The sequence below is a fragment of the Meridianimaribacter sp. CL38 genome, assembly GCF_004328055.1.
GTDB classification, from domain to species: Bacteria; Bacteroidota; Bacteroidia; order Flavobacteriales; family Flavobacteriaceae; genus Gaetbulibacter_B; species Gaetbulibacter_B jejuensis.
In genome coordinates this window covers 907,748-926,986 of the sequence record NZ_QKWS01000001.1, presented here as the reverse complement: position 1 = coordinate 926,986, position 19,239 = coordinate 907,748, and the positions used below count along the sequence as shown (strand labels likewise).

At 33.2% G+C, this 19,239-nt stretch carries 21 protein-coding genes; 20 read left to right on the top strand and 1 reads right to left on the bottom strand.

The annotated features are described in order from the left end of the window. The first annotated feature begins 5 nt into the window (after nt 1-5). A complete protein-coding gene (locus DMZ43_RS04230; RefSeq protein WP_238155769.1) occupies nt 6-1,031 on the top strand; it encodes a glycosyltransferase family 9 protein in 1,026 nt (341 codons plus the stop codon). A gap of 106 nt (nt 1,032-1,137) precedes the next feature. On the opposite strand, the gene DMZ43_RS04225 is transcribed toward DMZ43_RS04230, so the two are convergent. Then, the gene (locus DMZ43_RS04225; RefSeq protein ID WP_131506350.1) at nt 1,138-2,193 is read right to left on the bottom strand and encodes a ferredoxin--NADP reductase; all 1,056 of its coding nucleotides are present in this window, start codon (nt 2,191-2,193) and stop codon (nt 1,138-1,140) included. A 102-nt stretch (nt 2,194-2,295) separates the two neighbouring features. On the opposite strand from DMZ43_RS04225, the gene DMZ43_RS04220 reads away from it, so the two are divergent. The 19 genes from DMZ43_RS04220 to DMZ43_RS04130 all read left to right on the top strand — a co-directional run bounded on the left by DMZ43_RS04220 (nt 2,296) and on the right by DMZ43_RS04130 (nt 19,239). Further along, the gene (locus tag DMZ43_RS04220; protein WP_131506349.1) at nt 2,296-3,777 is read left to right on the top strand and encodes a DUF5687 family protein; all 1,482 of its coding nucleotides are present in this window, start codon (nt 2,296-2,298) and stop codon (nt 3,775-3,777) included. A gap of 12 nt (nt 3,778-3,789) precedes the next feature. Beyond that, nucleotides 3,790-4,497 carry an ABC transporter ATP-binding protein gene (locus DMZ43_RS04215; RefSeq protein ID WP_131506348.1) on the top strand — a complete coding sequence of 236 codons (708 nt, stop codon included), beginning with the start codon at nt 3,790-3,792 and terminating at the stop codon, nt 4,495-4,497. A 105-nt stretch (nt 4,498-4,602) separates the two neighbouring features. Continuing rightward, entirely contained in the window at nt 4,603-7,146 is a 2,544-nt protein-coding gene (locus DMZ43_RS04210; protein ID WP_131506347.1) for a tetratricopeptide repeat protein, read from the top strand. A 37-nt stretch (nt 7,147-7,183) separates the two neighbouring features. Then, complete coding sequence (locus tag DMZ43_RS04205) at nt 7,184-7,591, top strand: polymer-forming cytoskeletal protein (RefSeq protein ID WP_370450260.1); 408 nt, start codon at nt 7,184-7,186, stop codon at nt 7,589-7,591. Next, nucleotides 7,536-7,787, top strand: a complete 252-nt coding sequence (locus DMZ43_RS15085) for an AtpZ/AtpI family protein (RefSeq protein ID WP_129759741.1) — start codon at nt 7,536-7,538, stop codon at nt 7,785-7,787. Before DMZ43_RS04205 ends, DMZ43_RS15085 begins: the two co-directional genes overlap by 56 nt. Before the next feature lie 3 nt (nt 7,788-7,790). Beyond that, nucleotides 7,791-8,192 carry a hypothetical protein gene (locus tag DMZ43_RS04195; RefSeq protein WP_129759740.1) on the top strand — a complete coding sequence of 134 codons (402 nt, stop codon included), beginning with the start codon at nt 7,791-7,793 and terminating at the stop codon, nt 8,190-8,192. A gap of 123 nt (nt 8,193-8,315) precedes the next feature. Then, complete coding sequence (gene atpB / locus DMZ43_RS04190) at nt 8,316-9,398, top strand: F0F1 ATP synthase subunit A (RefSeq protein ID WP_129759739.1); 1,083 nt, start codon at nt 8,316-8,318, stop codon at nt 9,396-9,398. Nucleotides 9,399-9,417: 19 nt separating this feature from the next. After that, a complete protein-coding gene (gene atpE / locus DMZ43_RS04185; protein WP_007647348.1) occupies nt 9,418-9,624 on the top strand; it encodes an ATP synthase F0 subunit C in 207 nt (68 codons plus the stop codon). A gap of 81 nt (nt 9,625-9,705) precedes the next feature. Beyond that, nucleotides 9,706-10,200 (top strand): F0F1 ATP synthase subunit B, encoded by a 495-nt coding sequence (locus DMZ43_RS04180; protein WP_129759738.1) that lies wholly within the window; start codon nt 9,706-9,708, stop codon nt 10,198-10,200. 59 nt (nt 10,201-10,259) lie between these two features. Then, nucleotides 10,260-10,796, top strand: a complete 537-nt coding sequence (gene atpH / locus DMZ43_RS04175) for an ATP synthase F1 subunit delta (protein WP_131506345.1) — start codon at nt 10,260-10,262, stop codon at nt 10,794-10,796. Nucleotides 10,797-10,825: 29 nt separating this feature from the next. Further along, entirely contained in the window at nt 10,826-12,406 is a 1,581-nt protein-coding gene (gene atpA, locus DMZ43_RS04170; RefSeq protein ID WP_129759736.1) for a F0F1 ATP synthase subunit alpha, read from the top strand. A 36-nt stretch (nt 12,407-12,442) separates the two neighbouring features. Next, on the top strand, nt 12,443-13,303 hold the full coding sequence (gene atpG, locus DMZ43_RS04165; RefSeq protein ID WP_129759735.1) for an ATP synthase F1 subunit gamma: 861 nt from the start codon (nt 12,443-12,445) through the stop codon (nt 13,301-13,303). A gap of 152 nt (nt 13,304-13,455) precedes the next feature. Further along, nucleotides 13,456-13,956: a hypothetical protein gene (locus DMZ43_RS04160; RefSeq protein WP_131506344.1), complete on the top strand. Its 501-nt coding sequence runs from the start codon at nt 13,456-13,458 to the stop codon at nt 13,954-13,956. A 24-nt stretch (nt 13,957-13,980) separates the two neighbouring features. Further along, entirely contained in the window at nt 13,981-14,439 is a 459-nt protein-coding gene (locus DMZ43_RS04155; RefSeq protein ID WP_131506343.1) for a hypothetical protein, read from the top strand. 52 nt (nt 14,440-14,491) lie between these two features. Beyond that, nucleotides 14,492-15,922: an oligosaccharide flippase family protein gene (locus DMZ43_RS04150; RefSeq protein WP_131506342.1), complete on the top strand. Its 1,431-nt coding sequence runs from the start codon at nt 14,492-14,494 to the stop codon at nt 15,920-15,922. After that, the gene (gene dut, locus DMZ43_RS04145; RefSeq protein ID WP_129759731.1) at nt 15,919-16,353 is read left to right on the top strand and encodes a dUTP diphosphatase; all 435 of its coding nucleotides are present in this window, start codon (nt 15,919-15,921) and stop codon (nt 16,351-16,353) included. Before DMZ43_RS04150 ends, dut begins: the two co-directional genes overlap by 4 nt. Before the next feature lie 36 nt (nt 16,354-16,389). After that, entirely contained in the window at nt 16,390-16,704 is a 315-nt protein-coding gene (locus DMZ43_RS04140) for a GIY-YIG nuclease family protein (RefSeq protein ID WP_238155768.1), read from the top strand. Between the two features lie 67 nt (nt 16,705-16,771). Beyond that, nucleotides 16,772-17,788, top strand: a complete 1,017-nt coding sequence (locus DMZ43_RS04135; RefSeq protein ID WP_131506341.1) for a sugar phosphate nucleotidyltransferase — start codon at nt 16,772-16,774, stop codon at nt 17,786-17,788. An 86-nt stretch (nt 17,789-17,874) separates the two neighbouring features. Beyond that, the gene (locus DMZ43_RS04130) at nt 17,875-19,239 is read left to right on the top strand and encodes a lipopolysaccharide assembly protein LapB (protein WP_131506340.1); all 1,365 of its coding nucleotides are present in this window, start codon (nt 17,875-17,877) and stop codon (nt 19,237-19,239) included.

The following is a 19,239-nucleotide window of genomic DNA, read 5'->3' as shown; positions in this document are numbered from 1 at the left end:
ATCTAATGCAAGACGCGCCTAAACACATACTCGTTATTCGTCTTTCAGCAATGGGAGATGTTGCTATGACAGTAAATGTGTTACGTGCGTTTACACAGCAATATCCTGATGTAAAACTTACCGTATTAACACGCGCTTTTTTTAAACCTTTTTTTAGAGATTTAAAAAATGTTAGCGTGTTTCATGCTGACGTAAAACATGAACACAAAGGCATTTTAGGGCTTTACAAATTGTCTAAAGAGTTAAAAGCATTAAAAATAGATGCTGTTGCTGACTTGCATAATGTGTTGCGTTCTAATATTTTAAAAACGTTTCTCTTCGGAATAAAAACCGTACAAATAGATAAAGGTCGTGCTGAAAAGAAAGCCCTTGTTTCAGGGCAGGAATTCAAGCAACTTAAAACAACACATCAGCGATATGCCGACGTTTTTAAAACACTAGGATTTCCGATAGATTTATCAAACCCTACTTTTCCTGAAAAGAAGCCATTAAGTAAAAAAGTAATTGAAACTATTGGGAATGCGCAAAAAAAGCGCATTGGTATTGCGCCTTTTGCTGCACACGAAAGTAAGATGTATCCGCTTGATTTAATGCAAGAAGTGATAGGGCAACTTGCTGAAAAGTATACTGTTTTATTATTTGGTGGCGGAAAAAAAGAAATACAAACACTTACCTATTTTGAATCTCAAGAAAAAGGCATTATTAATCTAGCAGGAAAATTAACGCTTGATGAAGAATTGGATGTTGTTTCAAATTTAGATGTTATGCTTTCTATGGATTCTGGTAACGCTCATATTGCTGCTATGCTAGGTGTAAAAACCATGACGATTTGGGGTGTTACACATCCGTATGCTGGTTTTACTCCTTTTAACCAACCAGAAGATTTTTGCTTATTAGCAGATAGAACACAATATCCAAAAATTCCAACGTCGGTTTACGGTAATAAATTCCCAGAAGACTATAAAAATGCCGCAGGAAGTATTCCTGTTAAAACAGTTGTAGAGAAAATACAGTCAGTTATTCCTGTGTAGGCAAGGAGTCTAAAACTTTTCGATACAATTTTTTGTGCCTCAAAATCACTCGAAGTGACTATGAGTTTTTTAGAAATTATGAGATTCCTACTTTCGTAGGAATTTTTTAAATATCATCATAATCCACAACAATTACTGGTGTTGTAGGATGCGCTTGACACGTTAAAATTAAACCTTCAGCAACTTCATTATCGGTTAAAATATTATTTTGGCGCATGGTAGCTTCGCCTTCTTTAATTCGCGCTAAACAACTGCTGCAAATTCCGCCTTGGCAAGAATATGGTGCGTCTAAATCTTCATCTAAAGCTGCTTCAAGAATAGATTGTTTTTGAGACATTTCAAAAGTTGCTTCTTCATCATCAACAATTACAGTGATTTTTGTTTGTCCTTCACCAATTGAACTATTATCAACTTCGGTTGGTTTTGCAGCTTTAAAAAGTTCAAATAAAATTTGGTCTTTTGCTATTCCATTTTCGGTTAATACATCTTTAACGGTGTGAATCATAGCTTCTGGACCACATAAATACACAGCATCAACATCTATGTTTTTATGTTTGTTTTTCATAACATAATTCACTGTGCTTTTTTCTATTCTACCAAAAATAGCATCGTCTTCATCAGCTTGACTAAACACAAATTGGATAGAAAAACGCTCGCTATATTTATGCTGTAGTTCTAAAAGTTCGTTTAGAAACATGGTGTCTTGTGTGGTTTTGTTTCCGTAAACCAAAATCACTTCACTATGAACTTCTTCTTCTAGTGCACATTTTATAATACTTAATATAGGAGTAATACCGCTTCCTGCAGCAAACGCAGCAATGTTTTTGGTTTTTTTATCATTAGGAACAAATGTAAAATGTCCTTTTGGTGGTGCAACATCTATAGTATCTCCTGCTTTTAATACATTATTTGCGTAGGCAGAAAATGTACCGTCTTTTACCTCTTTTACGGCAACTTTTATCTCACCACTTTTAGGCGACGAACACAAGGAGTAATCACGACGAACTTCGTTACCATTTAAGGTAGTTCTCAACGTAATGTATTGTCCTGCCGTAAACGAGAATTCGCTTTTTAATGTTTCAGGAATATGAAAACTAATAGTTACAGATTTATCAGTTTCTCTTTGTATATCTTTTATTGTGAGTTTATGAAATTGCGCCATATTCTATTTTTTACAAAAGTAAGAAAAGCAGTTAGGAATTAAGTTTTGATTGTAACAAAAAGTGTTTTAATATTACTAACAGTTTAAACCAATCTTTAAAAAATGAAATTAAAACACTTTTTAAATCTTGAGTGGAAACAATACTTTAGGTCATCGTATTGGCAAAAAAGTATGGCGTTAAATATTTTACTTGTGTTTTTTGCCTTGTACTTTGTAGTAATGTTTTTGATAGTAGGAGTAGCAATTTATCCGATTCTAAAAGACCAATTTCCAGATCAAGATCCATTATTTATAGTTAATAGTTATATTTTTTATTGGATTATTGTTGATGTACTCATGAGGTTCTTTTTTCAGAAGCTACCAGTAATGAGTGTTAAACCTTTGTTGACATTGCCTGTTAAACGCAGTAAGGTGGTAAACTATGTGTTGGGGAAATCTGCTTTTTCTTTTTTCAACTTTTTACCAATGTTTGCTATTATTCCTTTTGGGATAATGCTGTTAATAAACGACTACCCAACTGTTTCTGTCCTAGTTTGGGTTCTAACCATACTTTGTATAACGCTAATTATTAATTTTCTAAATTTTATTTTAGAAAGTTTTTCAGCTGAAACAGAATTGTCTTTTCTTCCGGTAATTGCAATTTCAGGAGGATTATTTGCTTTAAACTATTTCAACATTATTTCGTTTACCGATTTAGTAGCGCAAGCAGTAAATGGTGTTTACAACAATCCTGTTTTATTGTTAGTTCCGATATTGATTTTGATAGCATTGTATTTTGTAAACTTTAAAATGCTAAGAAAAAAACTGTTTTTAGATAGCTCATTAAAATCAAATGTTAAAGAAGTAAATTCTTCTAATTTGGAGTGGACCAGAAAGTTCGGTGACTCAGCACCTTTTATGCAGTTAGATTTACGTTTAATTTGGAGAAATAAGCGTCCGCGTTCTTCGGTATTTATTTTAATTATTGGATTGTTGTATGGGTTGTTTTTCTATCCAAACCCAACCTATAGCGAAATGCCTTGGATTTTTGGTTTTGTAGGTATTTTTGTAACGGGAATTTTCTTAATCAATTTTGGACAATTCGTTCCTGCTTGGGATAGTGGCTATTACAAAATGTTAATGAGTCAAAATATTCAATACAAACAGTACCTTAAATCTAAGTTTAATTTAATGGCTTTTAGTGTGGTTGTTATGCTTGTATTGAGTATTCCTTATGTGTATTTTGGGTGGAATATTCTGTTAGCACATGTAGCTGCAGCAATATATAACATTGGTGTAAACACACACGTGATTTTATTAGGAGGTTCGTTTAACAGAAAAAAAATAGACCTCAATCAACGTGCTGCGTTTAATTATCAAGGAACAGGAGCTGTTCAGTGGTTAATTGGGCTTCCGCTTATGCTATTACCATTAGCTATTTTTGGAGTTTCTTACTGGTTGACCAACTTTGAAATAGCCTGTTTAATATTAGCACTTATAGGTGTTGTGGGAATTGTTTTCCATCAAAAATTAATGAAATTAATAGTCGATAAATATTTGGCTTCAAAATATAAAATGATTGACGCATTTAGTCAAGATTCTTAAAAACTAAAAACTATGATTGTAACTTCTAATCTTTCAAAATCTTACGGTAGCAAATCTGTTTTAAACATTGCTGATTTAAATATTCCAAAAGGTCAAAGTTTTGGTTTGGTTGGTAATAATGGTGCAGGTAAAACCACATATTTCAGCTTGCTATTAGATTTAATTCAACCTACTACAGGCTACATAAAAAACAATAATATAAAAGTAAATGAAAGCGAAGACTGGAAGCCTTTTACTTCGGCATTTATTGATGAAAGTTTTTTAATAGGCTACCTAACACCAGAAGAATACTTTTATTTTATTGGCGAACTTCGTGGTCAAAACAAAGCCGATGTTGATGCTTTGGTGGCACAATTTGAAGACTTCTTTCATGGTGAAATACTTAACCAAAAGAAATACTTAAGAGACCTTAGTAAAGGAAACCAAAAGAAAGCTGGTATTGTTGCTGCTTTAATAGGCAATCCAGAAGTTATTATCTTAGATGAACCTTTTGCAAACCTTGATCCAACGACACAAATAAGACTAAAAGCTATAGTTAAAAACCTAGCCGAAAAACAAGGTATTACGGTTTTAATCTCTAGTCATGATTTACTTCATGTTACCGATGTTTGCGAACGTATAGTTGTACTCGAAAAAGGAGAAGTAGTGAAAGACTTAGTTACTAGTGAAGCCACATTAAAAGAGCTGGAAGCACATTTCTCGGGTTCGGAAACCGTTTAAAAACCATCCGTTTTTTCAATATAATTCAAAAAGATGCTTATTTTTACAGCAATACATAATATATGTAGCTGTTTTTAGTTATCTATAAACCAAATACAACCAACGTTGAACACATCTTTTAGAACTATATTGATCCTATGTTGTGCAGTATTACTTGTAACATCTTGTTCTCGTAAAAAAAATAAGTTTTTAAACAGAAACTTTCATGCACTAGGAACAAAGTACAATATTCTTTACAATGGTGACATCGCTCTAGAAAAAGGTAGAGAAAGTGTCGATAATGCTTTTACTGATAATTATTGGGAGCTCCTTCAGGTAGAACGTATGGAAGACCTTGAAGAAGTGGTGCTTCCGGGTCAATCTAAAAATCAGGATTTTGAACGTGCCGAAGAAAAAGCCATAAAGGCAATTCAAAAACACGGAATGAATATTCAAGGAAAAGAATACAATCCGCAAATTGATGAAGCTTATTTGTTGCTTGGGAAAGCAAGATATTTTGATCAGCGTTTTGTACCTGCATTAGAAGCCTTTAATTATATTCTCTACAAGTATCCTGCTAGTGATAAAATCAATACTGCAAAAATATGGCGCGAAAAGGCAAACATAAGGTTAGAAAACAATGAGCTAGCAATAAAAAACCTTAAACGCCTTTTAGAACAAGAAGAATTAGAAGACCAAGATTTAGCTGATGCTAATGCAATACTTGGTCAAGCTTATATAAACATTAAAGCTAAAGACAGTGCTTTAACAAGGTTAAATTTAGCTGCTGAAATAGCAAAAAAACATAACGAAAAAGCACGTTACAATTACATTGTTGGGCAGTTGTATAATGAATTTGGAAAAAAGGATAGTGCAAACTTAGCCTTTGACAAAATCATTGATATGCACAGAAAAATTCCAAGACCGTATTACATAAATGCGCATTTGGAAAAAATAAAGAATTTTGATGCTAACGACGAAAATGTATTAGAGTTTGAAGAGTATTTGGTCGACTTAGAAGAAAACAGAGAAAACAGGCCTTTTTTAGATAAAATCTATTATTACATTGGCGAGTATTACAGAGGAAAAACTTCTGATAGTATTGCAGAATACTACTATAACAAATCACTTAGAACCAACAGTCAAGACAAGCAGCTAAAAGCATTTGATTATTCCATTTTAGGAGACATGAGTTTCGATAGAGCTGAGTATAGTATTGCAGGAGCATATTATGACAGCACCATGAGTAATATGGTATTAAATTCTAAACCTTACAGAATTATTAAACGTAAGAGAGATAACCTTGAAGACGTTATTCATTACGAAGATATTGCGCAACGTAACGACAGTATTCTGGATTTAGTAAATATGTCTGACGAAGATAGACTAGCGCTTTTTAAGGCATTTACTGATGACTTAAAATCTAAAGCAGAGGAAGAAGCCGAAAGAAAAGAAATTGCTGAACGAAAATTATCTGCAGCAGCAGCTTCAAACGATCTTAATTCAAAATCATCAAACAGCAAGTTTGCAACAAATAAAAGTGGAGGAGAAACTTTTTACTTTTACAATTCCACAACTGTGGCTTATGGAAAAAGCGAGTTTGCAAAAACTTGGGGAGACCGAACTCTTAAAGATAATTGGAGATTATCAGCAGGAATTGGCGCATCAACAACTTCGCAACAAAATACCGACATAACTCAAGGTGCTTCAGAAGAAGAAATTTACAACCCTGAGTTTTACATTGCTAAAATTCCAACCGATCAAAAAGTATTAGATAGTTTAGCTAAGGAACGCAATTTCGCATACTATCAATTAGGAATAATCTATAAAGAAAAGTTCAAGGAATATGTATTAGCAAAAGACAAGCTTCAACAATTGTTGAAAAACAATCCTGAAGAACGGTTGATTTTACCTTCTAAGTATAATTTATATAAAATTTACGAAGAGCTAAATTTAAACGATGAAGCCGAAATAGCTAAAAACGATATTATTGCTAATTATCCTGACTCTAGATATGCTGAAATACTGCTGAATCCTCAGTCAGAATTTTCAAAAGATGAGAATAGTCCTGAAAGCTTATATGAGAGCCTTTATCAATTATTTACAGAACAAGAATATGCTGAGGTCATCAATGGCTGTGAAGAGAATATAAAGCTTTTTGAAGGTGATATTATAGTGCCTAAGTTTGAATTACTTAAAGCATCTGCAAGAGGTAGGCTTTATGGGTTTGAAGCTTATAAAGAAGGAGTAAATTATGTGTCGCTTAACTATCCAAATTCCGAAGAAGGAAAACAAGCGCAGGAAATAATGACCAAAGTAATTCCTGTGCTCTCTAAAAAGGAGTTTGTAGATAATGCAACAGCTAAAAACTTTAATGTAATTTACAGGTTTAATGCCGATGAGGACATTAAGGAGTTTGTTGAAAAACTCAATAAGGCTGTGTCAAATATTAGTTATTTTGATTTAACCACATCAGTTGATGTTTATGATGAAAACACTAAATTTGTAGTAGTTCATGGTTTAAAAAGCGTTGAAGGAGCTTCAGGTTTTGCCGAAATACTTGAAGAAAATAAGCATAAAATTGTAAAAGAGCACTTTGCAATATCTTCGCCTAACTATGCCATAGTACAAATGCACAAAAACATAAATGAATACCTAGAATCTCAATAAAATTTAACCTATGTTTTCGGATCAAAAAAGAGGAAGGATGGCAACAGAAACAATTTCACAACAAAATAGCATTGCTAAAGGCACCACAATTACAGGTGATATTATTAGCGATGGTGACTTTAGGATTGAAGGTACTGTTCAGGGTAATATTAAAACACCTGGTAAAGTTGTATTAGGAAGAACAGGAGTCATTAACGGAACTCTAAAAAGTTCTAATGCAGATATCGAAGGGAAATTTTCAGGAAAGCTTATTCTTTCAGACACCTTATCATTAAAATCCTCTGCTTTTGTAGAAGGTGAAGTTGAGGTTGGTAAACTTGCTGTAGAACCTGGAGCTACTTTTAATGCTACATGCGCAATGAAAGGAGCAATTAAAGAACTAAGTAAAGGTGGCGAGTTACAACGACCAGCACAAGAAAAGCAAGGACAAGGGCAATCAGCTTAATGCTTATGCTAAACTTTCAGGTTTAGTTATTCAAATGGCTGCTATTATTGCAATAGGAACTTTTTGTGGTGTCAAACTTGACGAAAAATTCCCAAACGAACACAACCTTTATACAATTGTATTATCATTTGTATCTGTAATTGTATCAATTGTTTTTGTAATAAGACGTATTATTGCAAATTCAAAAGACAATTAAGTTATGAATTCAGCTTTTAAATCTAGGCAACTTTCTTTTTTAGTACAAAACATAATTTTTACGCTAGTACTTTTTGGTTTACATAGCTATCTATTATCATATTTTGCAACAGACATTTCTTTTTTCTTCCCTGTTTGGCAAATCTATGTGTTTCATTTTGTTATCACTACGTTGCTTTATACAGTAATAAACTATAAATACTCTAGTGGAAAGACTGAGGTTTTTAATGTGTTTATGATGAGTACATTTTTAAAAATGATATTAGCTATTGTGTTTTTATTGCCTCTTCTGCTTTCTGATAAAGAGAATAGACAACCCGATGTTTTCAATTTCTTTATTCCTTACTTTCTGTATTTATTTTTTGAAGTCTTTTCACTTACAAAGTTTCTTCAGAAAACCCCTTAAAAATGAGTTGTTTCGCCGAAAAAATCTAGGGTTTAAATAATCCTTAAAATAGTGTTGGACAATTAATATAATGTACGTACATTTGCACGGAATTTAAAGCAAGGTATTTTTAAGTAATACACAATGACATTAAACACCTTTAAAAGCGCACTATTTTCTGTTCTGTTTTTAACCGTATCATTTTTTGGTTATGCTTCAGAAGATGCTCATTCTGAGAACAAAGAGGAATTCAATCCTAAAGAGATGATTTTGCATCACGTAAAAGACGCTTACGGTATGCACATCATAGATATCAATGGACACCCAATTTCTATCCCACTTCCTATTATACTTTATACTGATAGTGGATTAACAACATTTATGTCTTCAGAGTTTCACCACGATTATAATGGAGAAGTAGTTGTTGAAAAAGATGGGCAACGTTTTGTAAATGTTCATGAAAAAATTTACCGATTAAATGATGGTGAAACAACAGTAAAATACGATGCAGAACATCATCCTATTAATGCTGAGCGTCCTTGGGATTTTTCAATAACAAGAAACGTTTTTATGATGTGGGTTTCAGTTATTGTATTGCTTTTCATTTTCCTTACTACTGCAAAACAGTACAAAAAATCAGGTAACTACGTGCCAAAAGGAATTGCAAGTTTCATGGAGCCTCTTATTGTATTTGTAAGAGACGAGATTGCAAAGCCTATGATTGGTGAGCACAAGTACAAGCGTTTTATGCCATACTTGTTAACTGTATTTTTCTTTATATGGATTAACAACATTTTCGGTTTAATTCCAATTTTAAATGGCGCTAACCTTAGTGGTAACATTGCGTTTACGTTTTCTTTAGCATTTTGCACATTTTTAATAACAACATTTAGCGGAAACAAACATTACTGGAAACATATTTTCTGGATGCCTGGTGTACCAGTACCAATGAAAATATTTTTAATGCCTATTGAAATTGTAGGTATGTTCGTAAAACCAATTTCATTAATGATTCGTTTGTTTGCAAACATTACTGCTGGCCACATTATTATACTAGCTTTAATGTCGTTAATATTCATTTTTGAAACCATTGCTGTTGCACCAGTATCTATAGCGTTCTCATTATTTATTGGGATTATAGAAATTGTAGTAACTGCAATACAAGCATATATTTTTACAGTATTATCAGCGCTATACTTTGGTATGGCAACAGAAGAAGCACATTAATTAATTTAAATTTTATATTATGACTATTACAGGAATCGCAGCAATTGGAGCTGGTTTAGCAGCAATTGGAGCTGGAATGGGAATTGGAAGAATCGGTGGATCAGCTATGGATGCTATGGCTCGTCAACCAGAAATCCAAGGAAAAATCCAAACTTCAGCACTAATCTTAGCAGCCTTCGTAGAAGCAGTAGCTTTATTTGGTGTTGTTGCAGCATTAATCGTTTAATGATTAACAAGAAACTACAAAAGTAGCGGTTGGCTGCTTTTGTAGTTTATTTTAAAATTTAAGTTATAAAGACATAAAACCATGGATTTAATAAAACCAGATTTTGGACTCGTATTTTGGTCGTTAATTACATTTGTAATTTTACTTTTTGTTTTAAGAAAATTTGCTTGGAAACCTATTCTTGGTGCAGTAGAAGATAGAGAAGAAGGTATCAAAAGCGCTTTAGCATCAGCTGAAAACGCTCGTAAGGAAATGGAAAACCTTAAAGCAGATAATGAGCGTATCTTACAAGAAGCTCGTAGCGAACGTGAAGCTTTGTTAAAAGAAGCACGTGAGATTAAAGCCAAAATTATTGCAGATGCTGAAGAAGATGCACAAGCTAAGGCTAGCAAAATGATTGAGCAAGCACAAGCTGCAATTGAAAGCGAAAAGAAAGCTGCAATGGCAGAGCTTAAAAACCATGTTGCAGGTTTATCATTAGAAATTGCAGAAAAAGTAGTTCGTGAAGAACTATCTAACAAAGACAAACAATTACAATTAGTTGAGTCTATGTTAGGTGAAGCAACATTAAACTAAAACAAGTATTAACTAAACAATAAAAGTCCTTTCCTTAAAAAGGGTTTAGTATTAGGAAAATGGCAGGAGCAAGAGCAGCAGTACGTTACGCAAAAGCAGTTTTAAGCTTAGCATCAGATCAAAACACAGCAGATGCTGTAAATAATGATATGAAGCTTATAGTAAACACTATTGCAGAAAACAAAGATTTAAGCAACATGCTTCAAAGTCCTATTGTAAGGTCTTCGATAAAAAAAGAAGTATTGTTAGAGGTGTTTAAAAACACAAACTCAGTTACAAGTAATTTAATTGATACACTGATTGCTAACAAAAGAATTTCTCTTATAGGCGAAACAGCTTCTAAATACAATCAGTTATACGACGAGTTAAAAGGAACACAAGTTGCAAAAGTTACAACTGCTGTGCCTATTACTGATGATTTAAAAGTAAAAGTTTTAGCTAAAGTAAAAGAACTTACAGGAAAAGAAGTTGAAGTTGAAAATATTGTAGATGAAAGCATTTTAGGTGGTTTTATCTTACGTGTTGGAGACATTCAATACAATGCAAGTATTGCAAATAAATTAAACAAACTAAAAAGAGAATTTACATTAAACTAAAGATAGTTTTATCTTAAATAAATAATAAGATGGCAGAAGTAAAACCAGCTGAAATATCAGCAATCTTAAAACAACAACTTTCAGGTTTTGAAGCAGGTGCTTCATTAGATGAAGTAGGAACAGTATTAACTGTTGGTGATGGTATTGTACGTGCTTATGGACTTTCAAATGCGCAATACGGAGAATTAGTAGAATTTGAAGGCGGATTAGAAGGTATTGTACTAAACCTTGAAGAAGATAACGTAGGTATCGTATTATTAGGTCCTTCTAAAGAAATTAAAGAAGGTTCTACAGTAAAGCGTACAGGACGTATCGCATCTATTAACGTAGGTGAAGGTATTGTTGGTCGTGTGGTTGATACTTTAGGTAACCCAATTGATGGTAAAGGTGCTATCTCTGGTGATACTTATGAAATGCCATTAGAGCGTAAAGCTCCTGGTGTTATCTACCGTCAGCCAGTAAACGAACCATTACAAACAGGTATCAAATCTATTGATGCAATGATTCCTGTAGGTCGTGGACAACGTGAGTTGGTAATTGGTGACCGTCAAACTGGTAAAACAACAGTTTGTATTGATACCATCTTAAATCAAAAAGAATTTTATGATGCAGGTGAGCCTGTATACTGTATATATGTTGCTGTAGGTCAAAAAGCATCTACTGTAGCAAATATTGCTAAAACTTTAGAAGATAAAGGCGCTTTAGCATATACAACAATTGTTGCTGCAAACGCATCAGATCCTGCTCCAATGCAAGTATATGCACCTTTCGCAGGAGCTGCAATTGGTGAGTATTTTAGAGATACTGGTCGTCCAGCTTTAATTATCTATGACGATTTATCTAAGCAAGCGGTAGCTTACCGTGAGGTATCTTTATTATTACGTCGTCCACCAGGACGTGAGGCGTACCCAGGAGACGTTTTCTACTTACACTCTCGTTTATTAGAGCGTTCTGCTAAAGTAATTGCTGATGATGCTATTGCTAAGGACATGAATGACTTACCAGAGTCGTTAAAGCCAATCGTAAAAGGTGGTGGTTCTTTAACAGCATTACCAATTATTGAAACTCAAGCAGGTGACGTATCAGCATATATCCCAACTAACGTAATTTCTATTACAGATGGTCAGATATTCTTAGAGTCTGATTTATTCAACTCTGGTGTGCGTCCAGCAATTAACGTAGGTATCTCTGTATCTCGTGTAGGCGGTTCGGCTCAGATTAAATCAATGAAAAAAGTAGCAGGTACATTAAAATTAGACCAAGCACAGTTCCGTGAACTAGAAGCATTCGCTAAGTTTGGTTCTGACCTTGATGCTGCAACTCTTAATGTAATTGAAAAAGGTAAACGTAACGTTGAGATCTTAAAGCAAGCTCAAAACGATCCATTTACTGTAGAAGATCAAGTAGCTATCATCTATGCAGGTTCTAAAAACTTATTAAGAGATGTTCCTGTAGAAAAAGTAAAAGAATTTGAAACTGATTATATTGAGTTCTTAAAAGCAAAACACAGCGACGTGTTAGCTACTTTAAAAGCAGGTAAATTAACTGATGAGGTTACAGATACATTAAGTACTGTAGCAAAAGAATTATCAGCTAAATATAAAGCATAATAATTACGCTCACGCAAGTGAGTTCATATTTACAATATGGCAAACTTAAAAGAAATACGTAATAGAATATCTTCGGTATCTTCAACGATGCAGATTACTAGTGCTATGAAAATGGTATCTGCTGCAAAGTTAAAGAAAGCACAAGATGCTATTACTGCAATGCGACCTTATGCAGATAAGTTAACTGAACTTTTACAAAGTTTAAGTGCAACTTTAGATGCAGACTCAGGAAGCAAGTTTTCTGATCAACGTGAAGTTAAAAAAGTATTAATCGTTGCTATTACTTCAAACAGAGGTTTGTGTGGTGCTTTCAACTCAAATATCATTAAAGCTGTAAGCAAACTAACTTCTGAAACATACGCAAATCAAGAAGTATCTTATGTAGCTGTTGGTAAAAAAGCAAATGATGCTTTTAAAAAGACCAATAAAGTTATTGCTAATAAGAGTGAAGTTTTTGACGATTTAACTTTTGATAACGTTGCTGAGATAGCTCAAATGCTTATGGATAAATTCGTAGCAGGAGAGTATGATAAGATTGATATTGTTTACAACAAGTTTAAAAATGCTGCAACGCAAGAAGTAATGACTGAACAGTTTTTACCAATTGTTCCTGTTGAAGCTGATGCTAATGTAAACTTAGATTATATTTTTGAACCTTCAAAAATTGAAATCGTTGAACAATTAATTCCTAAGTCATTAAAAACACAGTTGTATAAAGGTGTAAGAGACTCATTTGCGTCTGAACATGGAGCGCGAATGACTGCAATGCACAAAGCAACTGATAATGCTACTGAGTTAAGAGATCAATTAAAGTTAACTTATAACAAAGCACGTCAAGCTGCAATTACCAACGAAATCCTTGAAATTGTTGGTGGTGCTGAAGCATTAAACAATTAGACGCAGTCAAATGTGTTTTGAATAAAACTAAATACTGTCATGCTGAACTTGTTTCAGCATCTCATAATACAAAAGAAACCTCACCAAATCGGTGAGGTTTTTTTATGGCATTGATTTTGAAATAGTATCTTTATAATCGTTAAGTTTTAGAAATGAGATTAATAAAACACACTTTATATTTAATAGCTTTATTAGTTATGTTAGGATTCTATCAATGTTCTAGTGCGCAAAAACTGCAAGAAAAGGCTCCAGTTAACTTTGGAGAGGTCTACTATCAAACATGGAATGCTGGTGTAAAAGAAGGAGGATCAGGTACAAACGTTTTTATCACTGTAAAAGAAGATAAAATCGTATTGGACAGTATCTATTTTAGAGGACAAGGAGTAAAGCTTGAACGCTTAGAGAAAGACACTTTAGTTTATGTTGGCAGGTTTAAATCTATACAAAACAAAGACATTGTATTAAGTAGCGAAATGAACGAAGAGCATAAAAATCAATTGCCTTATTTACCATCTCAACTGCCTTTTAAACTTGAAAATGACGAATGTGTTATAACTTACAAACAACACGGAAAGACAAACTATTATAAGATTTCAAATATTATTGAAAAACCTACGTTAAATTACCCAAGTCCTCCTCCCAAAAGGGACTAATCCCAAATCTTAAAATCTTAACCTATGAGACCTCTTAAACCAATCCTTCTGTTTCTCATTATTACCTTAATGGGATGCTCAAATGCTTATAAGTTACAAAAGCAAGCACCTTTTCAGTATACCAGAGCCTATTATCAGGTATGGATATCCAATATTAAAATAGGAAGTGAAGGTATCGATTTTCATATTGCCAACTTAACGCCTAACAATAATGTAGTTATTGATAGTATTTATTTTAGAAACTTAAAAGGAGCATTAACACCTGTTAAAGGAAAATACGTTTCAAGATTAATTAAACGCAACCCAATTTCCGAAGGTCATCAACTAGCATTAATTAAGGAATTTCCATTCAAAATTTCTAATAGAGAATGTGTGGTAAGCTATAGAGAAAATGGAGAAAAAAAATATTTTAAAATAAGTAACCTTGTAGAAAACGAAGGTATTTATTATGAAAACGGACCTCCAAATTCCCAATCAGATTGACATTGCATTTCCTTTTTTAAAACAGTATCTTTAGCAGAGTAAAAAATCACTCTTGGGCGCATTAAAAAAGTTTTTTAAAGACACTATTATCTATGGTTTAGCAACAGTTTTACCTAGATTAATGAACTTTGTTTTAGTGCCACTACATACCGATACTTTAGAAACCACAAGTTATTCTGACAACACAACGTTTTATGTGTATGCTGCTTTTTTTAATGTATTGCTAACTTATGGTATGGAAACTGCTTTCTTCAGGTTTTTTAGTAAAAGTGAAGAAAAGCACAAGGTCTTTTCTACAGCATTAATAAGTTTAGTAGTTTCTACTGTCTTGTTCTTTGCAATTGTCTTTAGTTTTAATCAACAACTTTCAGAGCTAGTAAATTTAGACCAAACCTACTTTAATTTGTTATTGGGTGTATTGGTTTTAGATACACTTGTTGTAGTGCCTTTTGCGTATTTAAGAGCAACAGGAAGACCAATAAGGTTTGCTTCAATAAAACTTTCTAATATACTCATATATGTTGCGCTAAACTTCTTTTTTCTTTGGGCAATACCAGAGTTTGGAATAGAGTTTTCTAGTTATGACAGTAGCAACTTAGTAAAGTACATATTCATTGCTAACCTTGTAGCGAGCATAGTAACGCTATTGTTACTGTCACCTTACTTTTTTAAGACAAAGCTTCAATTTAGCACGACAGTTTTTAAACAACTTCTCAATTATGGTTGGCCAATAATGGTTGCTGGACTAGCCTATGTAATTAATGAGAATTTTGATAAATGGCTTTTACCAGAATTGTTAGGAAAAGATATTAATGGAGCATATAGTGGTTGCTATAAAATTGCAGTTTTTATGACCATTTTTATTCAAGGATTTAGGTTAGGAGCAGAACCGTTCTTTTTTAATCATGCTAAAGAACACAATGCAAAAGAAACTTATGCGACTATAATGAAATACTTTGTGATTTTTGGAAGTTTCATGTTGGTCTTTATAGTAGCTTATCTCAATATATTCAAAGAACTTATTGTTAGAGATGAAAGTTACTGGATAGCAATAGATATTGTTCCTATAGTGCTTTTAGCAAACCTGTGCTTAGGTATTTATTTCAACCTTGCTATTTGGTATAAGTTAACTGATAAAACGCGCTACGGAATGTATTTATCAATCGTAGGAGCTATAATCACAATTGGGTTCAATTATATAATGATTCCTAAAATTGGGTTTATGGCTTCCGCTTGGGCAACTCTAGCAGCTTATGCTGTTATGATGTTATTGTCATATATTTTAGGACAAAAGCATTACCCAGTTCCGTATGATTTAAAAAAGATAGCTCTATACTTAATTCTAGCAGTAGTAATGTCAATAATAGTATTAAAAACCAATAGCAACTATTACCTAAATACAGGCTTAGTTTTATTATTTTTGGCGATAGTATTTGTTTCTGAAAAAGAACAAATCAAACAACTCTTAAAAAGAAAACAATGACCATAAAAATAATTAACAAATCCAACCACGCTTTACCTAACTACGAAACCATTGCATCAGCTGGAATGGATTTACGTGCTAATTTATCTGAATCTAGAACCTTAAAGCCATTAGAGAGAAGTATTGTAGGTACAGGGTTATTTATGGAACTTCCTATTGGTTATGAAGCTCAAGTAAGACCACGTAGTGGTTTAGCAGCCAAAAAAGGAATTACAGTACTCAATGCTCCTGGAACTATTGATGCTGATTATAGAGGAGAGATAGGAGTTATTTTGGTAAACTTATCTAATGAAGATTTTACTATCCAAAATGGTGAGCGTATTGCACAATTGGTTATTGCAAAACACGAACGTGCAGAATGGGAAGAAGTTCAAGAACTTTCTGAAACCTCAAGAGGTGAAGGTGGTTTTGGAAGTACAGGGACGAAATAAATTCCTGCGAACGCAGGAATCTCTTTTAGCAATTGTATGAAACTGTGGTATGTGTATATAATGAGCAATAGAGCTAATGGAGTTTTGTATATTGGTGTTACTGATAATATTGAAGAAAGGGTAAAAGAACATAAACTAAAAGTTTACCCAAAATCTTTCACAGCCAAGTATAATTGTACTATGCTTGTCTATTTTGAAGAGTTTGAAAATGGAAAAGATGCTGAAAAGAGAGAAAGACAATTCAAAAAATGGAAAAGAAATTGGAAAATTGAATTGATAGAAGAAATGAATCCTAATTGGATAGATATTAGTGCCAATTGGAATCTAAATTTTAACAAACTAAGAGAATAAAGAGACTCCTACTTTTATAGGAATTAAGTTTAACACAAAAAAGATACCTGCTTTCGCAGGCAGTAATATGAAAATAATAGTACCAATGGCTGGTCGAGGCTCTCGACTTCGTCCGCACACATTAACAGTTCCAAAACCATTAATTCCTGTTGCTGGACAACCAATAGTACATCGATTAGTAAAAGATATTGCTAAAATTTTAAAACAACCAATTGAAGAAGTCGCTTTTGTTTTAGGGGATCCTGCTTTTTTTGGCGACGATGTTGTAGATAGTTTAACTGCATTAGCGACCGATTTAGGTGCTAAAGCGTCAATTTATAGGCAAGATCAACCTTTAGGGACAGGACATGCGATAATGAGCGCTAAAGCATCACTTTCAGGACCTGCAGTTATTGCCTATGCTGATACATTAATAAGAGCCGATTTTAATTTAGATCCTGAAGCTGATGCTGTAATCTGGACAAAACAGGTTGAAAACCCTCAAGCGTTTGGAGTTGTAAAACTTAACACTAACAACGAAATTATTGAACTAGTTGAAAAACCTCAAGAATTTGTTAGTGACCAAGCGGTTATTGGTATTTACTATTTTAAAGATGTAGGTGTTTTAAAAAGCAAACTACAAGAAGTTCTTGATGAAAATATTATGAATGGTGGCGAGTACCAAATAAATGATGGTATAAAACGCATGATGGCAGAAGGAAAAGTCTTTAAAACAGGAACCGTTGATGAATGGATGGACTGTGGTAACAAACCTGTAACGGTTCAAACCAATAGTAAAATGCTCAATTTTCTTAAAAATGATGGTGAGCACCTAATTAGCGATTCTGTGACACTTCACAATTCAAAAATCATAGAGCCTTGTTTTATAGGAGAAAACGTGGTGTTAAACAATACAACAGTAGGTCCAAACGTTTCTATTGGCAATAATTGCGTTATTGAAAATTCAACCGTTAAAAATAGCTTAATTCAAACGCATACAACCGTTAAAAATGCTAATTTAGAGGATGCTATGATTGGTAATCATGTTTCCTATGACGGAAACTTTAAAACCATTAGTATTGGAGATTATTCGGTTTTGGAATAAATTCCAGTGAAAACAGGAATCTTTTAAACCTAAGTTTGGAATAACAATTGCAATAGCATTCAAGACAAAGCAAAGAAACACTAATAATGAAATACAATACCTACATCGTTGCCATACTATTTGGACTATTTTTTATTCCACAAACTAGTATTGCTCAAGTCGATTTTAACAAACGACCAGACGATGATTTAGGTAATGTCGAAGATGCATATCAAGAATTATTTTTTGAAGCCCTAAAGCAAAAAGGTATTGAAAACTACCAACGTGCAGTAGATGCTCTTTTAAAATGCATAAAAATTGACGATTCTGATGCTGCTTTGTATTTCGAGTTAGGTAAAAACTATAATAAGCTTAAAAACTTTGGAGCTGCTGAAGATGCTCTAAGAAAAGCCATTTCAAAGTCACCAGAAAACGAGTGGTACATGGACGAGCTTTATGATGTTTACATTCAGCAGAATGATGTTGACAAAGCGGTAAAAACCGTTAAGCAGCTTGTTAAATACCATCCAGACTACAAAGAAGACCTAGCAGGATTATACATAAAAGCCGAAAAGTATAAAGACGCTATAAAACTTCTTGATGAGTTAGATGAAGAATTTGGGATTAGTCAGAATAGAGATTATATGCGAAATCAAATCTATAACATAACAGGGAATGATGACGATCGCATTGAAAATCTTGAAGACCGAGTTAAAAATAATCCTCAAAACGAAGACAATTATTTAAAACTCGTGTACAGATATAGCGAAATAGGAGACACACAAAAAGCGTTTGATACAGCGCAACGCCTTTTAGAAATCAATCCAGAATCGCAATTGGTTCATCTTGCATTATATAAGTTTTATTTAAATGATAATGACACTCAAAATGCCATTAACTCTATGAAAATTGTACTTACAAGTGCATCGATTAATCCTGAGGCAAAAACTAAAGTGTTTAACGATTTTGTAGAGTTTGTGTCTAAACATCCTGAGTACGAATCGCAATTAGTAGATGTTACAGCTTTGGTGGACAATGATAAAAGCAAAAAAACACTATTAGAATTAGGTCAGTACTACTTAAAATCTGGAGATAAAACCAAAGCACTAAGCTACTATGAGGAAGCTTTAAAGCAAGAACCTAGCAACTACAACATTATTAAAGATGTATTGTTACTTCAGTTAGAACTTAATCAGAATGATAAAGTAGTTGTTAAGAGTAACCAAGCGTTAGAACTTTATCCTGCACAACCCATATTCTACCTTATAAATGGTGTTGCAAACAATAAGTTAAAGCAACCAAAGCAAGCAATTGAAAGTTTAGAAACAGGATTAGATTATATTATTGATGATCCTAAAATGGAAGCCGATTTTTACACGCAGTTAAGCACTGCATATAAATTGAATAATAATATATCAAAATCTGAAACGTTTGCTAAAAAAGCCCAAGCTATTGCTGGTGGTCAACAATAA

Coding starts and splice junctions, on each gene's coding strand:
- DMZ43_RS04230 (WP_238155769.1), top strand. CDS start 6: ATGCAAGACGCGCCTAAACACATACTCGTTATTCGTCTTTCAGCAATG.
- DMZ43_RS04225 (WP_131506350.1), bottom strand. CDS start 2,193: ATGGCGCAATTTCATAAACTCACAATAAAAGATATACAAAGAGAAACT.
- DMZ43_RS04220 (WP_131506349.1), top strand. CDS start 2,296: ATGAAATTAAAACACTTTTTAAATCTTGAGTGGAAACAATACTTTAGG.
- DMZ43_RS04215 (WP_131506348.1), top strand. CDS start 3,790: ATGATTGTAACTTCTAATCTTTCAAAATCTTACGGTAGCAAATCTGTT.
- DMZ43_RS04205 (WP_370450260.1), top strand. CDS start 7,184: ATGGCAACAGAAACAATTTCACAACAAAATAGCATTGCTAAAGGCACC.
- DMZ43_RS04195 (WP_129759740.1), top strand. CDS start 7,791: ATGAATTCAGCTTTTAAATCTAGGCAACTTTCTTTTTTAGTACAAAAC.
- atpB (WP_129759739.1), top strand. CDS start 8,316: ATGACATTAAACACCTTTAAAAGCGCACTATTTTCTGTTCTGTTTTTA.
- atpE (WP_007647348.1), top strand. CDS start 9,418: ATGACTATTACAGGAATCGCAGCAATTGGAGCTGGTTTAGCAGCAATT.
- DMZ43_RS04180 (WP_129759738.1), top strand. CDS start 9,706: ATGGATTTAATAAAACCAGATTTTGGACTCGTATTTTGGTCGTTAATT.
- atpH (WP_131506345.1), top strand. CDS start 10,260: ATGGCAGGAGCAAGAGCAGCAGTACGTTACGCAAAAGCAGTTTTAAGC.
- atpA (WP_129759736.1), top strand. CDS start 10,826: ATGGCAGAAGTAAAACCAGCTGAAATATCAGCAATCTTAAAACAACAA.
- atpG (WP_129759735.1), top strand. CDS start 12,443: ATGGCAAACTTAAAAGAAATACGTAATAGAATATCTTCGGTATCTTCA.
- DMZ43_RS04160 (WP_131506344.1), top strand. CDS start 13,456: ATGAGATTAATAAAACACACTTTATATTTAATAGCTTTATTAGTTATG.
- DMZ43_RS04155 (WP_131506343.1), top strand. CDS start 13,981: ATGAGACCTCTTAAACCAATCCTTCTGTTTCTCATTATTACCTTAATG.
- dut (WP_129759731.1), top strand. CDS start 15,919: ATGACCATAAAAATAATTAACAAATCCAACCACGCTTTACCTAACTAC.
- DMZ43_RS04140 (WP_238155768.1), top strand. CDS start 16,390: ATGAAACTGTGGTATGTGTATATAATGAGCAATAGAGCTAATGGAGTT.
- DMZ43_RS04135 (WP_131506341.1), top strand. CDS start 16,772: ATGAAAATAATAGTACCAATGGCTGGTCGAGGCTCTCGACTTCGTCCG.
- DMZ43_RS04130 (WP_131506340.1), top strand. CDS start 17,875: ATGAAATACAATACCTACATCGTTGCCATACTATTTGGACTATTTTTT.